Genomic DNA, 15,475 nt, shown 5'->3' with positions numbered 1-15,475 from the left:
GCAGCACGCAACCTGGAAGCCGTTCTGACCACCGGAGCCCGCATGCTCGCCACCGACCCCGGCACCAGCATCGCGAGCATCGCCACCGAAGCGGGCGTCGACCGACGCACCGTCTACCGACGCTTCGCCTCCCGCGAGGACCTCCTCGCCGCCATCTACGAAGCCCGCCTCACCGCCATCGAACACGCCATCCACGACGCCCGGCTGACCGAAGCGCCCGTTGCCGTCGCCCTGCACCGGTACGCCGAGAACATCATCACGGTCAACCGCACCTGGCCCGTCGACCTCACCCACATGCTCACCGACGACGCGATCCGCCGGCGCCGGGACGCCTCCGTCCGGGAAGTCGACGTCTTCCTGCAACGGGCCACCGACGAAGGGCTCCTGCGCGGCGGGCGGCCGCCGGGGTGGGCGAGCGCGCTGCTCCCCCAGCTCATGCACCTGGTGTCCCGGCAACTGCCCGAGCTGAGTCCCGGGCAGGCCGCGGACATCGTCGTCGACACGTTCCTGCACGGGCTCGGCGCGTCCTGACGCCGCGGCGCCCTCGCACAACGACGTCCCGAGCGTAGGTGGTTGAGGCCTCGGCCGTTCAAGCGTCGGTAGTGCAGGCTTCGGGGGTTCAGGCTTCTGCGGTTCAGGCGTCGGTGGTTCAGGCGTCGGTGGTTCAGGCGTCGCGTCGGCGCGCAGATCGTTCCGAAGCGCGGTCGTGGCCATCCAGAACGTGCCGTTCACGGCTCGCCAGCGCGCCGGCCCACATCTGCAGGACGAGCAAGCCGATGAGCGCCATGAGCGGGACGGTCCAGCCGTGCGTCGCGGTGTGGAGCGCGCCCAGGCCGATGGGGCCGAGTCCGGCCAGGAGGTAGCCGAGCCCCTGCGCCATCATCGAGACGTGGCCGGTGTGCTGGGCATCGGGGGAACGCCAGACGATGTAGGTGAGGGACAGACTGAGGGAGGCCCCTTGGCCGAGTCCGAGCATCGTCATCCACACATACGCCGCCGACGCGGGGGCCGCGGCCAGACCGACGAAGGCGGCACCGGTCAACAGGACGGCGACCGCGACGGGAAGCCACGTCGGACGCGTCCGTTTGGCGATCGTGGGTGTCACGAGTGAGGCGGCGATGCCGAGGAAGGCCGAGTACGACAGCATCCAGCCGGCCGTGTGCGCGCCCATACCCGCGTCCTGGAAAAGGGTCGGAACCCAGGTCAGGGCCGCGTAGAAGCTCATGCTCTGCAGACCCATGAGGGCGGTCACGGCGATGGCGACCGGATCGCGCGTCAGGGCGCGGACGGAGGGCTCGCCGGCCTCGGACGGGACGTCGGCGACATCGTGGGTCCGGGGGTCACGGACGAGGGTGTGCCGCAACTGCGGGACGAGGAGCAGGAAGGCGATGAGGGCGGGGATCGCCCATATCGCCAGCGTGGGGCGCCAGCCGCCACCGACCACGGAGAGCAGCGGCACCGTGGCGCCCGCGGCGAGGGCGGCGCCGACGGAGAGCGCGGTCGCGTACAGGCCCATCATCAGGCCGACTTGGTGAGAGAAGTCCCGCTTGATCGCGGTAGGCATGATGACGTTGGCGATCGCGATCGACGCACCGATGACGACGGTGCCGATGAAGAGGCCGACCAGGCCGGGCGTCAGACGCAGGGCGATGCCGGCGGCGAGCGCGATCATCGTCGCTCCGAGGAGCCGATGCAGGCCCAGGCGGCGGCTCAGTGCCGGGGTGACGAAGGCGAAGGCGCCGAACGCCACGACAGGAATGGTGGTGAGGAGGCTGACGACGACCTCGGAGAGGCCGAGGTCCGCCCGGATGTCCGACAGCACCGGGCCGACCGAGGCGACACCGATGCGCAGGTTGAACGCGGCTGCGAGGAGGCCGACTGCCAACACGGCAATGCCGAGTCTGCCGCGGGTCGCTCTACCGGGCCGCTTGCGCAGCGTCGGTTCTTGGAGGAGGTCGGTCACGTCGGTCGTCCTTTCGATCCCCGATCACCCGGGGAGGTGTGTGGTGCGTAGAGCGAGGTCGTCGCCGACATGTGGCGCCGAACCACGGCCACAGTTCATCCGAGGGCCACCGAGGCGGCCAACTGATAATCTGCCGGAAGATGCCCAAAACCCGCCACGAGCCGATGCCGCTCGAACATGTCCTCCGCGAACACGTATTTCTGCTCGGGCACGACGAGCGCACTCCCGAGCACGAGCACACCCGCGGACATCTGGTGTACCCGGCCACTGGTGTGCTCTCGCTCGTGACGTCGACGGGGTCGTGGATCGCCCCGTCGAACCGGATCGTCTGGATTCCCGCAGGCTTCGAGCATCAGCATCGCGCTCACGGCCGGACCGACATGCGCATCGTCTTCATGGCGCCGAGCCTGGCCGCACTGTTGCCCGCCCATCCCGCGGTGCTCGTCATGACGCCGCTCGCGCGTGAGGCCACGTTGACCTTGACCGGCTCCGAGCGCCGTTCCGCGGGAGCACGCTCACGTCTGCGCCGGGTGATCATCGACGACATCACCACCGCGCCCGAACAACCGCTGCATCTTCCCGAGCCGCAGGACGACCGGCTCCGCGCCGTGGTCGCCCTTGTGGAGGAGGAGATGTCGAACCCCCTCACGCTCGGCCGACTCGGACATCAAGTCGGCGCCAGTGAACGCACTCTGAGCAGGCTCTTCCAGCAGGAGACCGGGATGAGCTTCCCTCAGTGGCGCACCCAGCTCCGGGTTCATCACGCACTTCTGCTGCTTGCGGGCGAGGTCTCGGTGATCAACACGGCGACCGCCTGCGGATGGGCGAATCCGAGCGCCTTCATCGACGCCTTCACCACACTTGTCGGGCAGACACCAGGCCAGTACCAGCGCTCCCTTCGGGACGACACCAGGACGACGGCGCGGCACGGAGAGGACCACCACGACGGTCGAGTGCGCTCGGGCCCTTCTGACGGATGAGGCCGGGGCCTGTGTCAGGGACGTGCGGTGGCGGTACGGCCGCCCGTGACGCGCAGCAGGTCGAGCTTTCCCTCGTCGCTGCTGCCGGACGCGGTCGTATAGGTGACCATGCGCAGGTCCACGCCCGGAACGATCAGGACGTCGCAGTCGAGCAGGATGTCGCCGATCTCCGGATGCCGGATCGTCTTGCGGTCAGAGGTGTGCTGAGCGCCGGCTGTCTGCGTGGCCCAGTGATGGGCGAAGGCGTCGGATCCTGCCCGCAGTTCCTGCACGAGACGGTCGAGCTGGGCGTCCGCGGGGTAGCGGGATGCGGCGTCCTTGAGGTCGGCGACGATCGACGCCTCGAAGGCGTCCTGTCCGCGCTCGGACTGAACGGGCAACAGCGAGGCATGAGCGGCGCCGTCGCCGAAGAGAGCCCGCGCCAGGTTGCGCTCGGCGGCCGGGAGTACGGAGGGGTCGCCGTGCAGTGCACTCCACATGGGGTTCCACCACACCAGGGCCCAGGCAGCGGTGAACACCCCGATCGGGACGTCGCCCAGGCGCGCGGCCAACCGCTGGATGCCCGGGGGCACATGGGTGCTGACCGTGCCGTCCTGCGGCGGCAGGAGCCCGGCGCTCCGGTACAGCTGGTCGCGCTCGTTCCGGGAGAGCTGAAGTGCCCGGGAGAGGGCGCCGACGACCTGGGCCGAGGGATGTTTCGCGCGTGACTGCTCCAGGCGCAGGACGTAGTCGACCGAGAGCCCGGCCAGGTGCGCGAGTTCCTCGCGGCGCAGCCCCGGGGCGCGTCGGCCGGCCGACGCGGTGAGGCCGGCGTCGGCCGGGTCGAGGCGGTCGCGCCAGGCGCGCACGAGTGCGCCGAAGGTGGAACGGGAGGCAGCCATGGGTCCATTCTCGCCGCTCGGCTCCCGGCGAGCCTGGGTACTGCCAGTCCTGGTGACGGGGACGGCACTGGTTGGCGGTGGCGCGCGCGGCGAACGTGGTCCTGCGCCCAGCCCGGGCGCACATCGGCTGACCAGTAGAGCGCACCGGTAGAGCTCACCGGTAGAGCCGACCAGCAGAGCTGACCTGGAAAGAGGGGCCTCCCATGCAGCACACCATCGTGATGACGGGCGCGAGCCGTGGCATCGGTCGCATCGCGGCAGAGCAGATCCTGCGCCGCTCGCCCGACGTGCACCTCCTTGTCGTCGCCCGCGGATCGTCCGGCGCACACCTGGCCGCAGAACTGGGCGCGGGCGGGTACGCGGTCTCGCATGTCCCGGCGGACCTCGGTTCGCTGGACAGCGTCCGGTCGGCTGCCGCCGAGATCCGCGAGCGGCGGGAGCGTGGTGATCTGCCGCCGCTGCGCGGTTTCGTGGGCAACGCGGGCATGCAGTACACGAACGCGCTGACCGAGGGGCCCGACGGGTTCGAGTCGACCTTCGCGATCAACGTGCTCGCCAACCACCTGTTCGTCCGCCTGCTCCAGGACCTGTTCGTGGCTCCCGCCCGGATCGTGATCACCGCAAGCGACACCCACTTCGGCGACTTCAAGCACAACATGGGCATGGTGCCGGGTCCGGCCTGGACGTCCCCGGACGTCCTGGCCCGTACGGGCGCCTTCCCCAGGCCGGGCACCGCGGCGGGCGGGCGTACCGCGTACTCCACGAGCAAGCTGGCCGCGATCTATCTGGTGCACGAGTACGCGCGCCGGCTGCCGGCCGGGATCGACGCCGTCGCCTACAACCCGGGGTTCGTCCCCGGCACCGGCCTCGCCCGGAACGCGGGGCCGGTCTCCCGGTTCGCGATGCGCCGCATCCTGCCGGTCATGACCCTCACCCCGTTCGCGACCGGCCGCGATGCCGCCGGGCGCTACCTGGCCGACATCGTCATCGGCACGACCGAGGCGCCGACCGGGTCCTACGTGGACCGCACCCGTGCGGCCCGGTCGTCCGAGGAGTCCTACGACGCCCAGCGCGAAGGCGAACTCTGGGACGCCGCCGAACGGTTCACCGCGGCGTTCGCCGCCTGAGTCGGGGGTCAGGCCTCCTTGCGCATACGTGCGCCGAGACCCCGGCCTGATCGCACACCGTCAACGGATATGGTGTGCGGCGATGGATGACGACGTGCGGCCCTGGGACGCGGCGGCGCCGCTCGTACGGGCCGCGCGGGGTGGCGACGCCCTCGCCATGGACGATCTGCTGAAGCTGGTGACCCCGTATGTCACCCGTCTTTGCACCCCGCTCGCCCCGGCCGACACCGCGGATGCCGTGCAGGAATCCCTCCTCGCGGTGTTCCGGGGGCTGCGTGGGCTGCGGGATCCGCAGGCGTTCTACGGCTGGGTGCGTACGGTCACCGTGCGGGAGGCTGTCCGGGTGGCGCGGCGCACCTCGGGCGAGACGCCCGCCGACCCTCAGGAGATCACCCGGCTGCGGGACCTGCTGCCCGGCGCCGGTACCGAACTGAGCACAGAAGTAAGGGACTTGCTTGCCCGGCTGCCCGTCCGGCACCGCACCGTACTGGTACTGCGGGAACTGGAAGGCCTGGACGAGCAGACGACGGCCGAGCTGCTCGGTGTACCCGAGGGCACGGTGAAGTCCCGGCTGAACAGGGCCCGTTCCTCCTTCCGGAAGGCGTGGACACGGTGAACGGATCCGATACGGTCGCCCGGCTGCGCGTACTGGCCGCCGGGCTGCGCGCCCCCCTGTACGCCGAGGCATGGATCGCCCTGCCCTTCGACCGGGTGTGGGCCGTCATCGCCGACCTGGAAGGCGAACTGCCCCATCTGATCTCCTTCGTCCGGGAGTTCGAGGTCCCGCCCGGCGACAGCGAGCGCAAGGCGGCGCGGGCCGTGGACGTACTCGGCCTGCGCGGGCCGTTCGATGTGCGGCTGAGCCCCGGGTGGTGCCTGATGCAGTCCCGGCTGGTGACGATGGGAATGGCCGCCGTGCCGGACGGCACCGGGACGCGGCTCGCCGTCTGCGGCGCGGCGCGCCCCGCCGCCCTCGGCCCCGTGCAGCGTGTGTACCGCCGCCTGCTCGGGAAGCGCCGCACCCGGGACTTCTTCCGCGAGGTGGAGCGGCGCGCCGCCCTGCGGTGACCCTCAGCCGGCCTCGGCGATGAGCCTCCGCAGTGCCTCGGCGACCAACTCCGGCCGCTCCTCGTGGAGATGGTGCCCCGCGCCCGGCACCACCCGTACGGTCAGATCGTCCGCGTCGGGAGCGCCGCCGCGCAGCAGGGCGGGTGGGATCACCGGGTCGTGTTCGCCGCCCATGACCAGCGTCGGGACGGTCAGCCGCCGTCGGCGGTGGGTCCCCCGGAAGCTCGCGGGGATGTCCCGCACGACGTACTGCCAGAACATCGCCTGCCCGGCATGGGCCGAGTGCTGTGCCGCCTCGGTGAACTCGGCGAGATCCGCGTCCCGCCACATCGCCGGATCGGCGACCACGCGTCGCAGCAGACTTCGGGTGAAGGCCGGCCAGTGGCGCAGGACCAGCCGTCCGAGCACCGGGTACTCGATGAAGGCGGTGAACCACATCCGCCACAGGTTCGGCAGGACGTCGCGGTGGCGCGTCCACGGGTGCGTCATGTTCAGAGCCAGGAAGGCGCGGAACCGCTCGGGGGCCCGCTGGCACAGCCGGAAACCCACTCCTGCACCCCAGTTGTGCGCGACCAGGGTCACCCGGTCGAGGCCGAGCGCGTCGAGGAGCGCGAGTACGTCGTCGCCGAGCCCGTCCGTGTCGTAACCGCGCTCGGTCTGCTGCGACCAGCCGAAGCCGCGCAGATCGACGCAGATCAGCCGGTGGCCGTCGGTGAGAAACGGGACGAGCGCGCGCCACGCGTACCAGTGCTGCGGGAAACCGTGCAGCAGGAGGACGGGCTCGCCGCTGCCGGACTCGGCGATGTGCAACCGGGCCCCGCGGACCGTCACCCACCGGTGCTCGACCCCTTCCAGTGGGGGCATCGGACGGTCGCTGTCGATCATTTTGAACATGAGGAATCCCTTCGCCGGGCACGCAAGGTCGCGTTCACCCCGCCAGGAGGCACACGATCCGGCGAAGGTTCCCTCGTGTTTATCCGGGTGTGCGTAGGCGTCCGCCGCGCGGCGGACCGGTCAGCGTCGGGGCGGGGAGACGCAACGGAAGCCGACGGCGTCGGCCGGGGCACCGTGGCCCGTGTGGCGGGAGACCCGCGGGTAGCTGCACAGGTCACGGGCGACGCTCTGCCCGGAGGAGTTGATCAGAGTGGCGGACAGCGTCTCGGGGGCCTTGCCGTGCTCGACCCAGGTCCTCAGCGCACCGAGGTCGTCGGTCGTGCCATCGCCCTTGTTGAGACCGCAGTGGACCGTGCCCGGGGCGAGGAAGAGACGGTAGAAGTCGTCGACCCGCTCGGCGCCGCCCATCGTCCGCTGGACCTGCTCGCGGTAGTCGACGGTGCCCTGGCCGGGGATGTACTGGTCTGCCAGACCGTGCCAGCTCAGGAGCTTGCCGCCGGAGTCACGGTAGGCGGACAGATCGGGGTCGTCGGTGCCGATGATCCTGTCGTACTCGGCTTCGGACTGCCTGAACAACTGGGTGAACCGGCGGTAGGTGAGGGTCGAGACGTCGAACGACGGCTGCTTCTTCAGCCACGTCGCGACCCAGTACTGGGGCACGGCGAACGGATCGCCCTTGACGTCGCCGTTCTCGTCGGGGTCGGTGATGTGGGCCAGACCCGACAGATCGGCTCCGACCGGGACGCCGGACCACAGCTTCTTTCCCGACGTGGCGTGCGGGCCGTCCCAGATCTTGCGGACCACGCCCGCGTCGGCCGCCGAGAGGGTCAGCTCCCTGCCTTCGCACACCACCTTGGTGCCGATCAGCCGGCGCGGGTCGAAGTCGCACCGGGACGGATCGTCGACCAGCCCGTCGGTGGCACCGTCGAGCGAGTCGCAGGCCTTGACGGCTGCGTCGGTGAAGGCCTTGAACTCGCAGGAGGACGGGAACGTCCGCTCGTTGTTCATGACCACCTGTGGCCACAGAGTGGCGACCTCGAACTCGTCCCAGTTGATGGCGGGCGCGTTGGCGAGGATGCCGTCGTAGTCGTCGGGGTAGCGCTGGGCCTCCATGTAGCCCTGACGCCCGCCGGTGGAGCAGCCGTTGAAGTAGGAGTAGGCGGCACTCCTGCCGTAGACGTCGTCGACGACCTGCTTGCCGACGACCGACGCCTCGTGCTGGGAGCGGGAGGCGAAGTTCTTCAGCAGGGCGGTGTTGACCCGGCCCTTGCTGTTCAGCGCCCAGCCGACGTCGACGACATCGCCGACCCCGGCGTCGGTGGTGGTCGCGGCGTAGCCGTTCTTGACCGCGGCGGCGAGACCGGTGCCGTTGTCCCCGGCCGCGTAGGCGCTGCCACCGAGCGCCTGTAAGCGGCCGTTCCAGCCGTGCACGGGCAGCCAGGTCCGCACTTCGGCGTGATCGTCGGCGCCCGGGTGGGTGACGGTGACTGTCACCTCGCAGTAGGCGGGGACATCGGTGACCGTACCGCCGAGGCCTCCGCTCCCGTGGACGGTGCCGCCCCCCTGGCTGACCGCCGTCACGGATTCCACCTCGGTACCGGCAGGGGCCTGCACGGACGCCGTGGCGCACGAGAACGTCGGGTGGCCGGAGCTTCTCTGTGGCGCCGCTGACGCGGTCGGCAGATACACCGCCGCGGCCAGTGGCGCACCGGCCGCGAGGACAGTCAGAAGTCGGTTCATGGGATACCCGTTTCAGGTGGAAGGTGTGTGCCCAGGTGTGATGACACATGTGTGTCGAAAGCGCGGCGCATGGCACAACGCGGTACATGGCAAGGCGGGGCCAGGCAGCGGCATGGGTGTGCTCTCCGCAGTTCGATCCAGACTCTATCACCTGTTAAGGCGGTGACGATGAGAGTTCTCGGCCTGGCTTCACTCAGGCCGCGCGGCGCTCGGACCAAACCCAGAAAGGCAGCGCACGACACCTGTTACGCTGCGGGCGACCTGAAGTACGTGTACGCAGTCGAGGAGTGGCAGACGTGGCGGGTGACGACGACATCTCCGGGTGAAACCCGGATCTGATCGGCCACCGGGCGGCGCGCAGAGGCGCAGCCGACGGGGCCAGTTCGTCGCACCCCTTTTCCCACACTGCCCAGGGCAGAGGTCTGTCTGCCCTCAACCCTTCGAGGTCGCCCCCATGTCCGATGCCGCTGTCATCTGCTCGAACCTCTCCTTCACCTGGCCCGACGACACCCCCGTCTTCCAGGACCTGTCCTTCACCATGGCCGCCGGACGCACGGGCCTGGTCGCCCCCAACGGCTCCGGCAAGAGCACGCTGCTCAAACTGATCGCCGGGGAACTCAGGCCCGCCACCGGCTCGGTCTCGGTCGACGGGACGCTGGGCTACCTCCCGCAGAGCCTCCCCTTGACCAGCGATCTCACGGTCGCCGAGGTGCTCGGCGTCGCCGCGGTGATCCGCGCGCTGGACGCCGTCGAGTCCGGGGATGTGAGCGAGGAGCACTTCACCACCATCGGCGACGACTGGGACATCGAGGAGCGCACCCGCGCCCAGCTCGACCGTCTCGGCCTGGCCGGCCTCGCCCTCGACCGGAGCCTGAACACGCTCAGTGGCGGCCAGGTCGTCTCCCTCGGGCTCGCCGCTCAGTTGCTCAAGCGCCCCGACGTGCTCCTGCTCGACGAGCCGACCAACAACCTCGACCTGGAGGCCCGGCACAAGCTCTACGACGTACTGACGGACTTCAACGGCTGCCTGCTCCTGGTCAGCCACGACCGCGCACTGCTCGACCGCATGGAACGTATCGCCGAACTCGGCAGCGACGAACTGCGCCTCTACGGCGGCGACTTCAGCGAATACGAGGAGGCCGTGCGCGGCGAGCAGGAGGTCGCGGAGAAGAACATCCGCAACGCCGAGCAGGAACTCAAGCGGGAGAAGCGCGAGCTGCAGCAGGCCCGCGAGCGTGCCGAGCGCCGCCAGAGCAACGCCGCCCGCAACCTCAAGAGCGCAGGTCTGCCGCGCATCTTCGCCGGCAACATGAAGCGCGGCGCGCAGGAGTCCGCGGGCCGGTCCGGCCAGATGCACGCGGCCCGGGTCGGCGAGGCCAAGAGCCGCCTCGACGAAGCGGGACGCGCCCTGCGCGAGGAGCAGCGCCTCACGCTCGAACTGCCCGACACCCAGGTGCCCGCCGGACGCAACCTCTTCCTGGGCGAGGGGATGCAGGTCCACCACGCCGGCCGGCCCGTGTTCGCCGACGGCGGCGTCGACCTGTCCGTACGCGGCCCCGAGCGGATCGCGCTGACCGGGCCCAACGGCGGCGGAAAGACCACCCTGATGCGGCTGATCACCGGCGATCTCGCGCCGGACAGCGGGTTGATCAAACGTAACGACGGCCGGATCGCCTACCTCTCGCAGCGCCTGGACCTGCTCGACCTCGACCGCACCGTGGCGGAGAACTTCGCCGCGTTCGCCCCCGCCCGGCCCGAAGCGGAGCGCATGAACCTGCTCGCCCGCTTCCTCTTCCGGGGCCCCCGGGCACACCTGCCGGCCGGGGTGCTCTCCGGCGGCGAACGGCTGCGCGCGACCCTGGCCTGCGTACTGTGCGCCGAACCGGCCCCCCATCTGCTCCTGCTCGACGAGCCGACCAACAACCTCGACCTGGTCAGTGCGGGCCAGCTCGAGAGTGCGCTCGACTCCTACCAGGGCGCTTTCATGGTCGTCAGCCACGACGAGCGGTTCCTCGCCGCCATCGGGGTGAACCGCTGGCTGCGTCTCGCCGACGGAAGCCTCCAGGAGACCGGAGCGCCAACGGCGTGACCGCAAACGTGACCTTCGTCACCGCTTCTAGTCACGTCTCCCCTGCGTGCAAGTAACGATCACCGGGCAAGCGGGGCTGGCTGAAGGTGTTGACCTTCCCGTTCGGGCGATGATGCGCCTCCGCCCAAGGAGGCACATCATCGATCGTGAGATCGATGGTGCATACCGGGAACACCGGGTGCGGCCCGTCCGGCGGGAGCCAGAGGAAGGAAGACCGTCCGTGAGCGCGGAGACGACGCAGGCGGCAAGTGAGAGTGAGCCGGAATGGAACCCGGAGGCGGTGCGCCGCCACCGAGGCCTGTTCCGGGTGATCGAGCGACGGCGCAACCCCAAGCTGCGGCGCAGTGACATCACGGTGACGGCGGAGCCGACGGTGCGGCGGGCGGTGAAAGCCGCGATGCTCGGCAACGCCATGGAGTGGTTCGACTTCGGCATCTACTCCTACATGGCCGTCACCCTGGGCAAGGTGTTCTTCCCGTCGGGCAACCCGACGGCGCAGACCCTCGCCTCGTTCGGTGCCTTCGCCGCGGCCTTCCTGCTGCGGCCGATCGGCGGATTCGTCTTCGGACCGCTCGGCGACCGCATCGGCCGTAAGAAGGTCCTGTCCCTCACCATGATCATGATGGCGTTCGGCACCTTCGGCATCGGCCTGGTGCCCTCGTACGCGGCCATCGGCATCTGGGCGCCGGTTCTGCTGCTGCTCTTCCGCGTCATCCAGGGCTTCTCGACCGGCGGTGAGTACGGCGGCGCCGCCACTTTCATCGCCGAGTACGCACCCGACAAGAAGCGCGGCTTCTTCGGCAGTTACCTGGAGTTCGGCACGCTCGCCGGATACGTGGGCGCGGCCGGCCTCGTCACCATCCTCACGACCGTCCTGGACGACGGCGCCATGACCTCCTGGGGCTGGCGCGTGCCGTTCCTCGTCGCCGGTCCGCTCGGCCTGATCGGCCTGTACATGCGGCTCAAGCTGGAGGACACCCCGGCCTATCAGGAGCTGGAGCGCGAGCACAGCGGCACCGAGCGCCCGAAGTTCCGCTTCGGCCCGTTCTTCCGCGACCACTGGCGTGCCCTGCTGCTGTGCATGATCCTCGTCGCCGCCTACGACATCGCCGACTACGGCCTGCTGTCGTACATGCCGACGTACCTCACCGACGAGCTGAAGTACGGCTCCACCGCCGGGCTCGTCGCTCTCGTCATCGTCATGATCGTGCTGATGTGCCTGGTTCACCCGCTCGGCAGCCTCTCCGACCGGATCGGCCGCAAGCCCGTGCTGCTCACCGGCATGGCCGGCTTCGTCGTACTGACCGTGCCTGCGTTCCTGCTGCTGCGCACGGGCGGACACGTGGCGATCTACGCCGGTCTGCTGCTGCTCGGCCTGTGCCTGCTGACGTTCCTCGCGACGATGTCCGCCGTGCTGCCGTCGCTCTTCCCGACGGAGGTGCGCTACTCGGCTCTCGCGATCTCCTTCAACGTCGCCGGCTCCCTCTTCGGCGGCACCACGCCACTGGTGATGCAGGGCCTGACCAGCGCAACCGGCAACAACCTGATGCCGGCGTTCTACATCATGCTGGCGGCCGTGGTCGGGGCGGTCGCGGTCCTGCTCATCAAGGAGACCGCGCAGCAGCCGCTGGAGGGCTCCCCGCCCGCCGTCGCCACCGCGGAGGAGGCCGCGGCCCTGGTCGCCGCGCAGTACACCCGTGGACCGCTCTCCCAGTTCCCGGCCGATGTCCCCGACGCCCTGGCCTCCGAGGACCGCACCGCCCCGGAACCGGCCGCCGGAGCCACGGCCGCCTGAGCGGGAGGGGAAGCGACCGGGGTGAGCGGCACCGCTCGAAGCGGTGACGATCCTTGCATCGCCCGACAGTCACCTGTCAAGATGGTGATGTGAACCTCGACCATGTATTCGTATGCGGACACCCGGCCCTCGACTTCGCGGCCACCCTCCGTGCGCGGCGCTCGACCCGGTTCGAGATGTTCGTGACGCCGGAGCGGCTGAACGCCTGGTACCTCGAGTCGGGGGTGGTGGACGCGATCACGCCCGGCGAAGAGGAGGACGTCCGGGAGGCGACCGGTGTGCGCGAGGCCCTCTACCGGCTCGTCACCAACCGCCGTCTCCAGGAGGAGTTCGACCGCGAGGCGCTCGCCGTCCTCAACGGGGCCGCGCGCAAGACGCCCGTGACGCCGCAGCTCACCGCGGCCGGGCGGCACAGCGAGGCAACTCCCGGACAAGCCCTGGCGACCGTCGCCCGGCAGGCCGTCGAATTGCTCAGCGGACCGGACGTCCCCCTCCTGAAGGAGTGCGGCAACCCGGAGTGCACACGGGTCTACATCGACCGCTCCCGGGGCATGCGGCGCCAGTGGTGCGGCATGGAGTCCTGCGGCAACAAGCTCAAGGCCGCCGCCTACCGTGCGCGAAAGAAGACCGCGCCCGCCGTGTCCGTGCGATGACAGGCCCCGGCCGACCGCACGGGCAGCGCATCCGAGACGTTGCGGAACCGTGTCGGCCGGTCGCGGTGGTCGTATGAAGATGTACCGAAGGCGCTGCGGAGAGCTGGCCCAGGGCGGCCCGCACGTCTGCGCAAGCGTGCGGCTGCCGCCCTTCTCACTCGTGAAGCCCGGCCGTCGGCAGAACGCCGGCTGATACATCCCCGCGCCCAGCGGGCGGTCACACAAAGCCTCGCCACACGTTGTCGAACGCGGCGTCCTCGATGCCGCGGCGCAGCCGTTCGGCCTCCAACTGCGTCACCGCGTCGCCGACGGCGGCGACCACAGGTGTGACCGCGTCCCCGTCGAGGCTGTCGCCGGTCTCCGACGGCTCGTCCGCGATCTTCGCGGCGACGATCAGAGCGGTGAGAACGGGTTCGCCGGACGCCCTGCGTTCCTCGGCGCGGCTGTGCTCCGGAGAGTCGGCCGGTGCGCTCGACGCGGACCGCAGCCGGAGCCCGCGGCCCCGGGGGCGGGCGATGAGCCCCGCTCTCTCCAGATCGTCGAGGTAGGCCGCGGCGAGTTCCAGGCCGCGCCGCCACAGCCAGTCCTCGACCGTCTCGTACGGCTCCTGCCGGACGAGCGAGGCGAACGCCTGGTCCAGGAACCGATCGCCTGTCGCTGTCTGCGGGCCGGGGACCATGCGGTCGCCGTCCAGAGTCAGCGCGCCTCTCTCGAGGAGGTCGATCGCCTCCGCGCCCGCCAGCGCGAGCGACAGAACGCCCCGCTCCACACGCTGGTCACGCGGCATGCCCAGGGCGACGAGCGCGAGGTCTCGTGCGGTGGTCATCGGCAGCACTCCTTCCCGATCACAAGGCCATCGTAGGTGCGGAGGCTGTCAGTCGTCAGGCGTCCGGCCGGGCGCCGAGGGTGATGACGGACGCGGCGCGCGGATCGCCTTGGGCCGCGCATCCGCCGACCGGCTGCCCGTTCCGTACCCGGTGCCGGACGGCGGACGACACGTGTGCCACCGCGCGCTACCAGGTCACCGGCAGCGCGTGCAGCCCGTAGATGATGGCGTCGTACTTGAAGGGGATCGCGTCGAGGTCGTCCACGGCGCGGAGGGTGGGGATGCGGCGCAGCAGCGTCGGGTAGATGACCTGGAGTTCCATCCGGGCCAGGGGCTGGCCGACGCAGTGGTGGCTGCCGGCGCCGAAAGCCTGGTGGTGACGGGCGTTGCGGGTGAGGTCGAGGCGGTCGGGGTCGGGGAAGACGGCGGGGTCGCGGTTGGCGAGTTCACCGAGCAGGATGACGCCGTCGCCTTCCCGGATGGTCTGCCCCGCGATCTCGATGTCCTCCAGGGCGGTGCGGCGGCGGCCGAGGTGGACGATGGAGAGGTAGCGCAGGAGCTCTTCGACGGCGTCGCGGATGACGGCGGGGTCGTCGGTGTCGCGGATCAGGGCGAGTTGCTCGGGGTGCTGCAGGAGCAGGAGCGTGCCCAGGCTGATCATGTTCGCCGTGGTCTCGTGTCCGCCGAGGAGCAGGAGCACGCCCATCGTGGCGGCCTGGCGGCGGGTGAGTCCGCCGTTCTCGATCTGCGTACAGAGGCTGGAGAGGAGATCGTCGCCGGGTTCGGTGAGCTTGCGGCCGACGAGTTCGTCGAGGTACGTGGCGAGGTTGCCGTGGGCCGTCTGCCGTTCCTGGGGAGAGGCGACGGCGGAGACGATGGTCTTGCTGTTGACCTGGAAGAACTCGTGGTCCTCGTAGGGCACTCCGAGCATCTCGGAGATGACCAGGGACGGGATCGGCAGGGCGAGATCCCGGACGAGGTCCGCGGGTGCGGGGCCGGCCAGCATGGCGTCGATGAAGTCGTCGGCCATCTGCTGCACACGGGGGCGCATCGCCTCGACGCGTTTGATGGTGAAGGCGCCGCTGACCATGCGGCGCAGCCGGGCGTGCTCGGGGTCGTCCATGCCGACGAAGCTCAGGTCGGTGCTGCCGGCGTGGGCGTGCGACGGGTCCACGGGGCTCGGGAATCCCGGCCGGGTGAACTCCACGCTCAGCCGCGCGTCGGAGAGCAGCGCTTTCTGTTCGGCGTGCCCGGTCACGGCCCAGGGAGTGCTGTCGCCCCAGGAGCGGACCCGGGTGAGCGGGCCGTACCCGGACAGCGCCCGCAGGTCGGGAGACGGGGCGAAGGGGCATTCCGGGGAACGCGGCGCAGGGAAGTCCGGCAGGTCGAGGGCGCGTGCTTCGGATGTGGTGGGGGTGTCGGTCACGGTCTCTCCGGTGGGGCGGGGTCGGCTGGGGTT

General features: G+C 70.3%; 14 protein-coding genes. 8 read left to right on the top strand and 6 right to left on the bottom strand.

Annotated features, from left to right (window positions below; translation table 11 throughout):
* Positions 1-42: 42 nt before the first annotated feature.
* The gene (locus ACIREE_RS26340; RefSeq protein ID WP_404156956.1) at positions 43-531 is read left to right on the top strand and encodes a TetR/AcrR family transcriptional regulator; all 489 of its coding nucleotides are present in this window, start codon (positions 43-45) and stop codon (positions 529-531) included.
* Between the two features lie 133 nt (positions 532-664).
* On the opposite strand, the gene ACIREE_RS26335 is transcribed toward ACIREE_RS26340, so the two are convergent.
* Positions 665-1,963 carry a CynX/NimT family MFS transporter gene (locus tag ACIREE_RS26335; RefSeq protein WP_404156869.1) on the bottom strand — a complete coding sequence of 433 codons (1,299 nt, stop codon included), beginning with the start codon at positions 1,961-1,963 and terminating at the stop codon, positions 665-667.
* 140 nt (positions 1,964-2,103) lie between these two features.
* Here ACIREE_RS26335 and ACIREE_RS26330 point away from each other — a divergent pair, with 140 nt between their 5' ends.
* Positions 2,104-2,943 (top strand): AraC family transcriptional regulator, encoded by an 840-nt coding sequence (locus ACIREE_RS26330; protein WP_404156866.1) that lies wholly within the window; start codon positions 2,104-2,106, stop codon positions 2,941-2,943.
* A 14-nt stretch (positions 2,944-2,957) separates the two neighbouring features.
* Here ACIREE_RS26330 and ACIREE_RS26325 read toward each other — a convergent pair whose 3' ends face one another.
* Positions 2,958-3,824 (bottom strand): helix-turn-helix transcriptional regulator, encoded by an 867-nt coding sequence (locus ACIREE_RS26325; RefSeq protein ID WP_404156863.1) that lies wholly within the window; start codon positions 3,822-3,824, stop codon positions 2,958-2,960.
* Positions 3,825-4,027: 203 nt separating this feature from the next.
* On the opposite strand from ACIREE_RS26325, the gene ACIREE_RS26320 reads away from it, so the two are divergent.
* From ACIREE_RS26320 to ACIREE_RS26310, 3 genes are all read left to right on the top strand, one after another.
* Complete coding sequence (locus ACIREE_RS26320) at positions 4,028-4,951, top strand: SDR family NAD(P)-dependent oxidoreductase (RefSeq protein ID WP_404156861.1); 924 nt, start codon at positions 4,028-4,030, stop codon at positions 4,949-4,951.
* 82 nt (positions 4,952-5,033) lie between these two features.
* On the top strand, positions 5,034-5,567 hold the full coding sequence (locus ACIREE_RS26315) for an RNA polymerase sigma factor (RefSeq protein WP_404156859.1): 534 nt from the start codon (positions 5,034-5,036) through the stop codon (positions 5,565-5,567).
* Positions 5,564-6,019: a hypothetical protein gene (locus ACIREE_RS26310; RefSeq protein ID WP_404156857.1), complete on the top strand. Its 456-nt coding sequence runs from the start codon at positions 5,564-5,566 to the stop codon at positions 6,017-6,019. The genes ACIREE_RS26315 and ACIREE_RS26310 overlap by 4 nt, the downstream gene beginning before the upstream one ends.
* Before the next feature lie 3 nt (positions 6,020-6,022).
* On the opposite strand, the gene ACIREE_RS26305 is transcribed toward ACIREE_RS26310, so the two are convergent.
* Together ACIREE_RS26305 and ACIREE_RS26300 are read right to left on the bottom strand one after the other, a co-directional pair.
* Positions 6,023-6,913, bottom strand: a complete 891-nt coding sequence (locus ACIREE_RS26305; protein ID WP_404156856.1) for an alpha/beta fold hydrolase — start codon at positions 6,911-6,913, stop codon at positions 6,023-6,025.
* Between the two features lie 120 nt (positions 6,914-7,033).
* On the bottom strand, positions 7,034-8,653 hold the full coding sequence (locus tag ACIREE_RS26300) for a tannase/feruloyl esterase family alpha/beta hydrolase (RefSeq protein WP_404156854.1): 1,620 nt from the start codon (positions 8,651-8,653) through the stop codon (positions 7,034-7,036).
* A 454-nt stretch (positions 8,654-9,107) separates the two neighbouring features.
* On the opposite strand from ACIREE_RS26300, the gene ACIREE_RS26295 reads away from it, so the two are divergent.
* From ACIREE_RS26295 to ACIREE_RS26285, 3 genes are all read left to right on the top strand, one after another.
* The gene (locus tag ACIREE_RS26295) at positions 9,108-10,742 is read left to right on the top strand and encodes an ABC-F family ATP-binding cassette domain-containing protein (protein WP_404156851.1); all 1,635 of its coding nucleotides are present in this window, start codon (positions 9,108-9,110) and stop codon (positions 10,740-10,742) included.
* Positions 10,743-10,962: 220 nt separating this feature from the next.
* Positions 10,963-12,537 carry an MFS transporter gene (locus ACIREE_RS26290; RefSeq protein ID WP_404156848.1) on the top strand — a complete coding sequence of 525 codons (1,575 nt, stop codon included), beginning with the start codon at positions 10,963-10,965 and terminating at the stop codon, positions 12,535-12,537.
* Positions 12,538-12,626: 89 nt separating this feature from the next.
* The gene (locus ACIREE_RS26285) at positions 12,627-13,190 is read left to right on the top strand and encodes a CGNR zinc finger domain-containing protein (RefSeq protein WP_404156845.1); all 564 of its coding nucleotides are present in this window, start codon (positions 12,627-12,629) and stop codon (positions 13,188-13,190) included.
* Positions 13,191-13,407: 217 nt separating this feature from the next.
* On the opposite strand, the gene ACIREE_RS26280 is transcribed toward ACIREE_RS26285, so the two are convergent.
* On the bottom strand, positions 13,408-14,016 hold the full coding sequence (locus ACIREE_RS26280) for a GPP34 family phosphoprotein (RefSeq protein WP_404156842.1): 609 nt from the start codon (positions 14,014-14,016) through the stop codon (positions 13,408-13,410).
* 187 nt (positions 14,017-14,203) lie between these two features.
* Positions 14,204-15,442, bottom strand: a complete 1,239-nt coding sequence (locus ACIREE_RS26275) for a cytochrome P450 (protein ID WP_404156839.1) — start codon at positions 15,440-15,442, stop codon at positions 14,204-14,206.
* Between the last annotated feature and the right edge of the window lie 33 nt (positions 15,443-15,475).

This window comes from Streptomyces sp. NPDC102467 (assembly GCF_044765445.1).
Classification (GTDB): Bacteria; Actinomycetota; Actinomycetes; order Streptomycetales; family Streptomycetaceae; genus Streptomyces.
The sequence above is the reverse complement of the archived record's forward strand: the minus strand, read 5'-3'. Positions and strand labels throughout refer to the sequence as shown.

What these genes read in the sequence shown, in the direction of transcription:
- ACIREE_RS26340 (WP_404156956.1), top strand. Translation starts at nt 43, where the DNA reads ATGCTCGCCACCGACCCCGGCACCAGCATCGCGAGCATCGCCACCGAA.
- ACIREE_RS26330 (WP_404156866.1), top strand. Translation starts at nt 2,104, where the DNA reads ATGCCCAAAACCCGCCACGAGCCGATGCCGCTCGAACATGTCCTCCGC.
- ACIREE_RS26325 (WP_404156863.1), bottom strand. Translation starts at nt 3,824, where the DNA reads ATGGCTGCCTCCCGTTCCACCTTCGGCGCACTCGTGCGCGCCTGGCGC.
- ACIREE_RS26320 (WP_404156861.1), top strand. Translation starts at nt 4,028, where the DNA reads ATGCAGCACACCATCGTGATGACGGGCGCGAGCCGTGGCATCGGTCGC.
- ACIREE_RS26315 (WP_404156859.1), top strand. Translation starts at nt 5,034, where the DNA reads ATGGATGACGACGTGCGGCCCTGGGACGCGGCGGCGCCGCTCGTACGG.
- ACIREE_RS26305 (WP_404156856.1), bottom strand. Translation starts at nt 6,913, where the DNA reads ATGTTCAAAATGATCGACAGCGACCGTCCGATGCCCCCACTGGAAGGG.
- ACIREE_RS26300 (WP_404156854.1), bottom strand. Translation starts at nt 8,653, where the DNA reads ATGAACCGACTTCTGACTGTCCTCGCGGCCGGTGCGCCACTGGCCGCG.
- ACIREE_RS26295 (WP_404156851.1), top strand. Translation starts at nt 9,108, where the DNA reads ATGTCCGATGCCGCTGTCATCTGCTCGAACCTCTCCTTCACCTGGCCC.
- ACIREE_RS26280 (WP_404156842.1), bottom strand. Translation starts at nt 14,016, where the DNA reads ATGACCACCGCACGAGACCTCGCGCTCGTCGCCCTGGGCATGCCGCGT.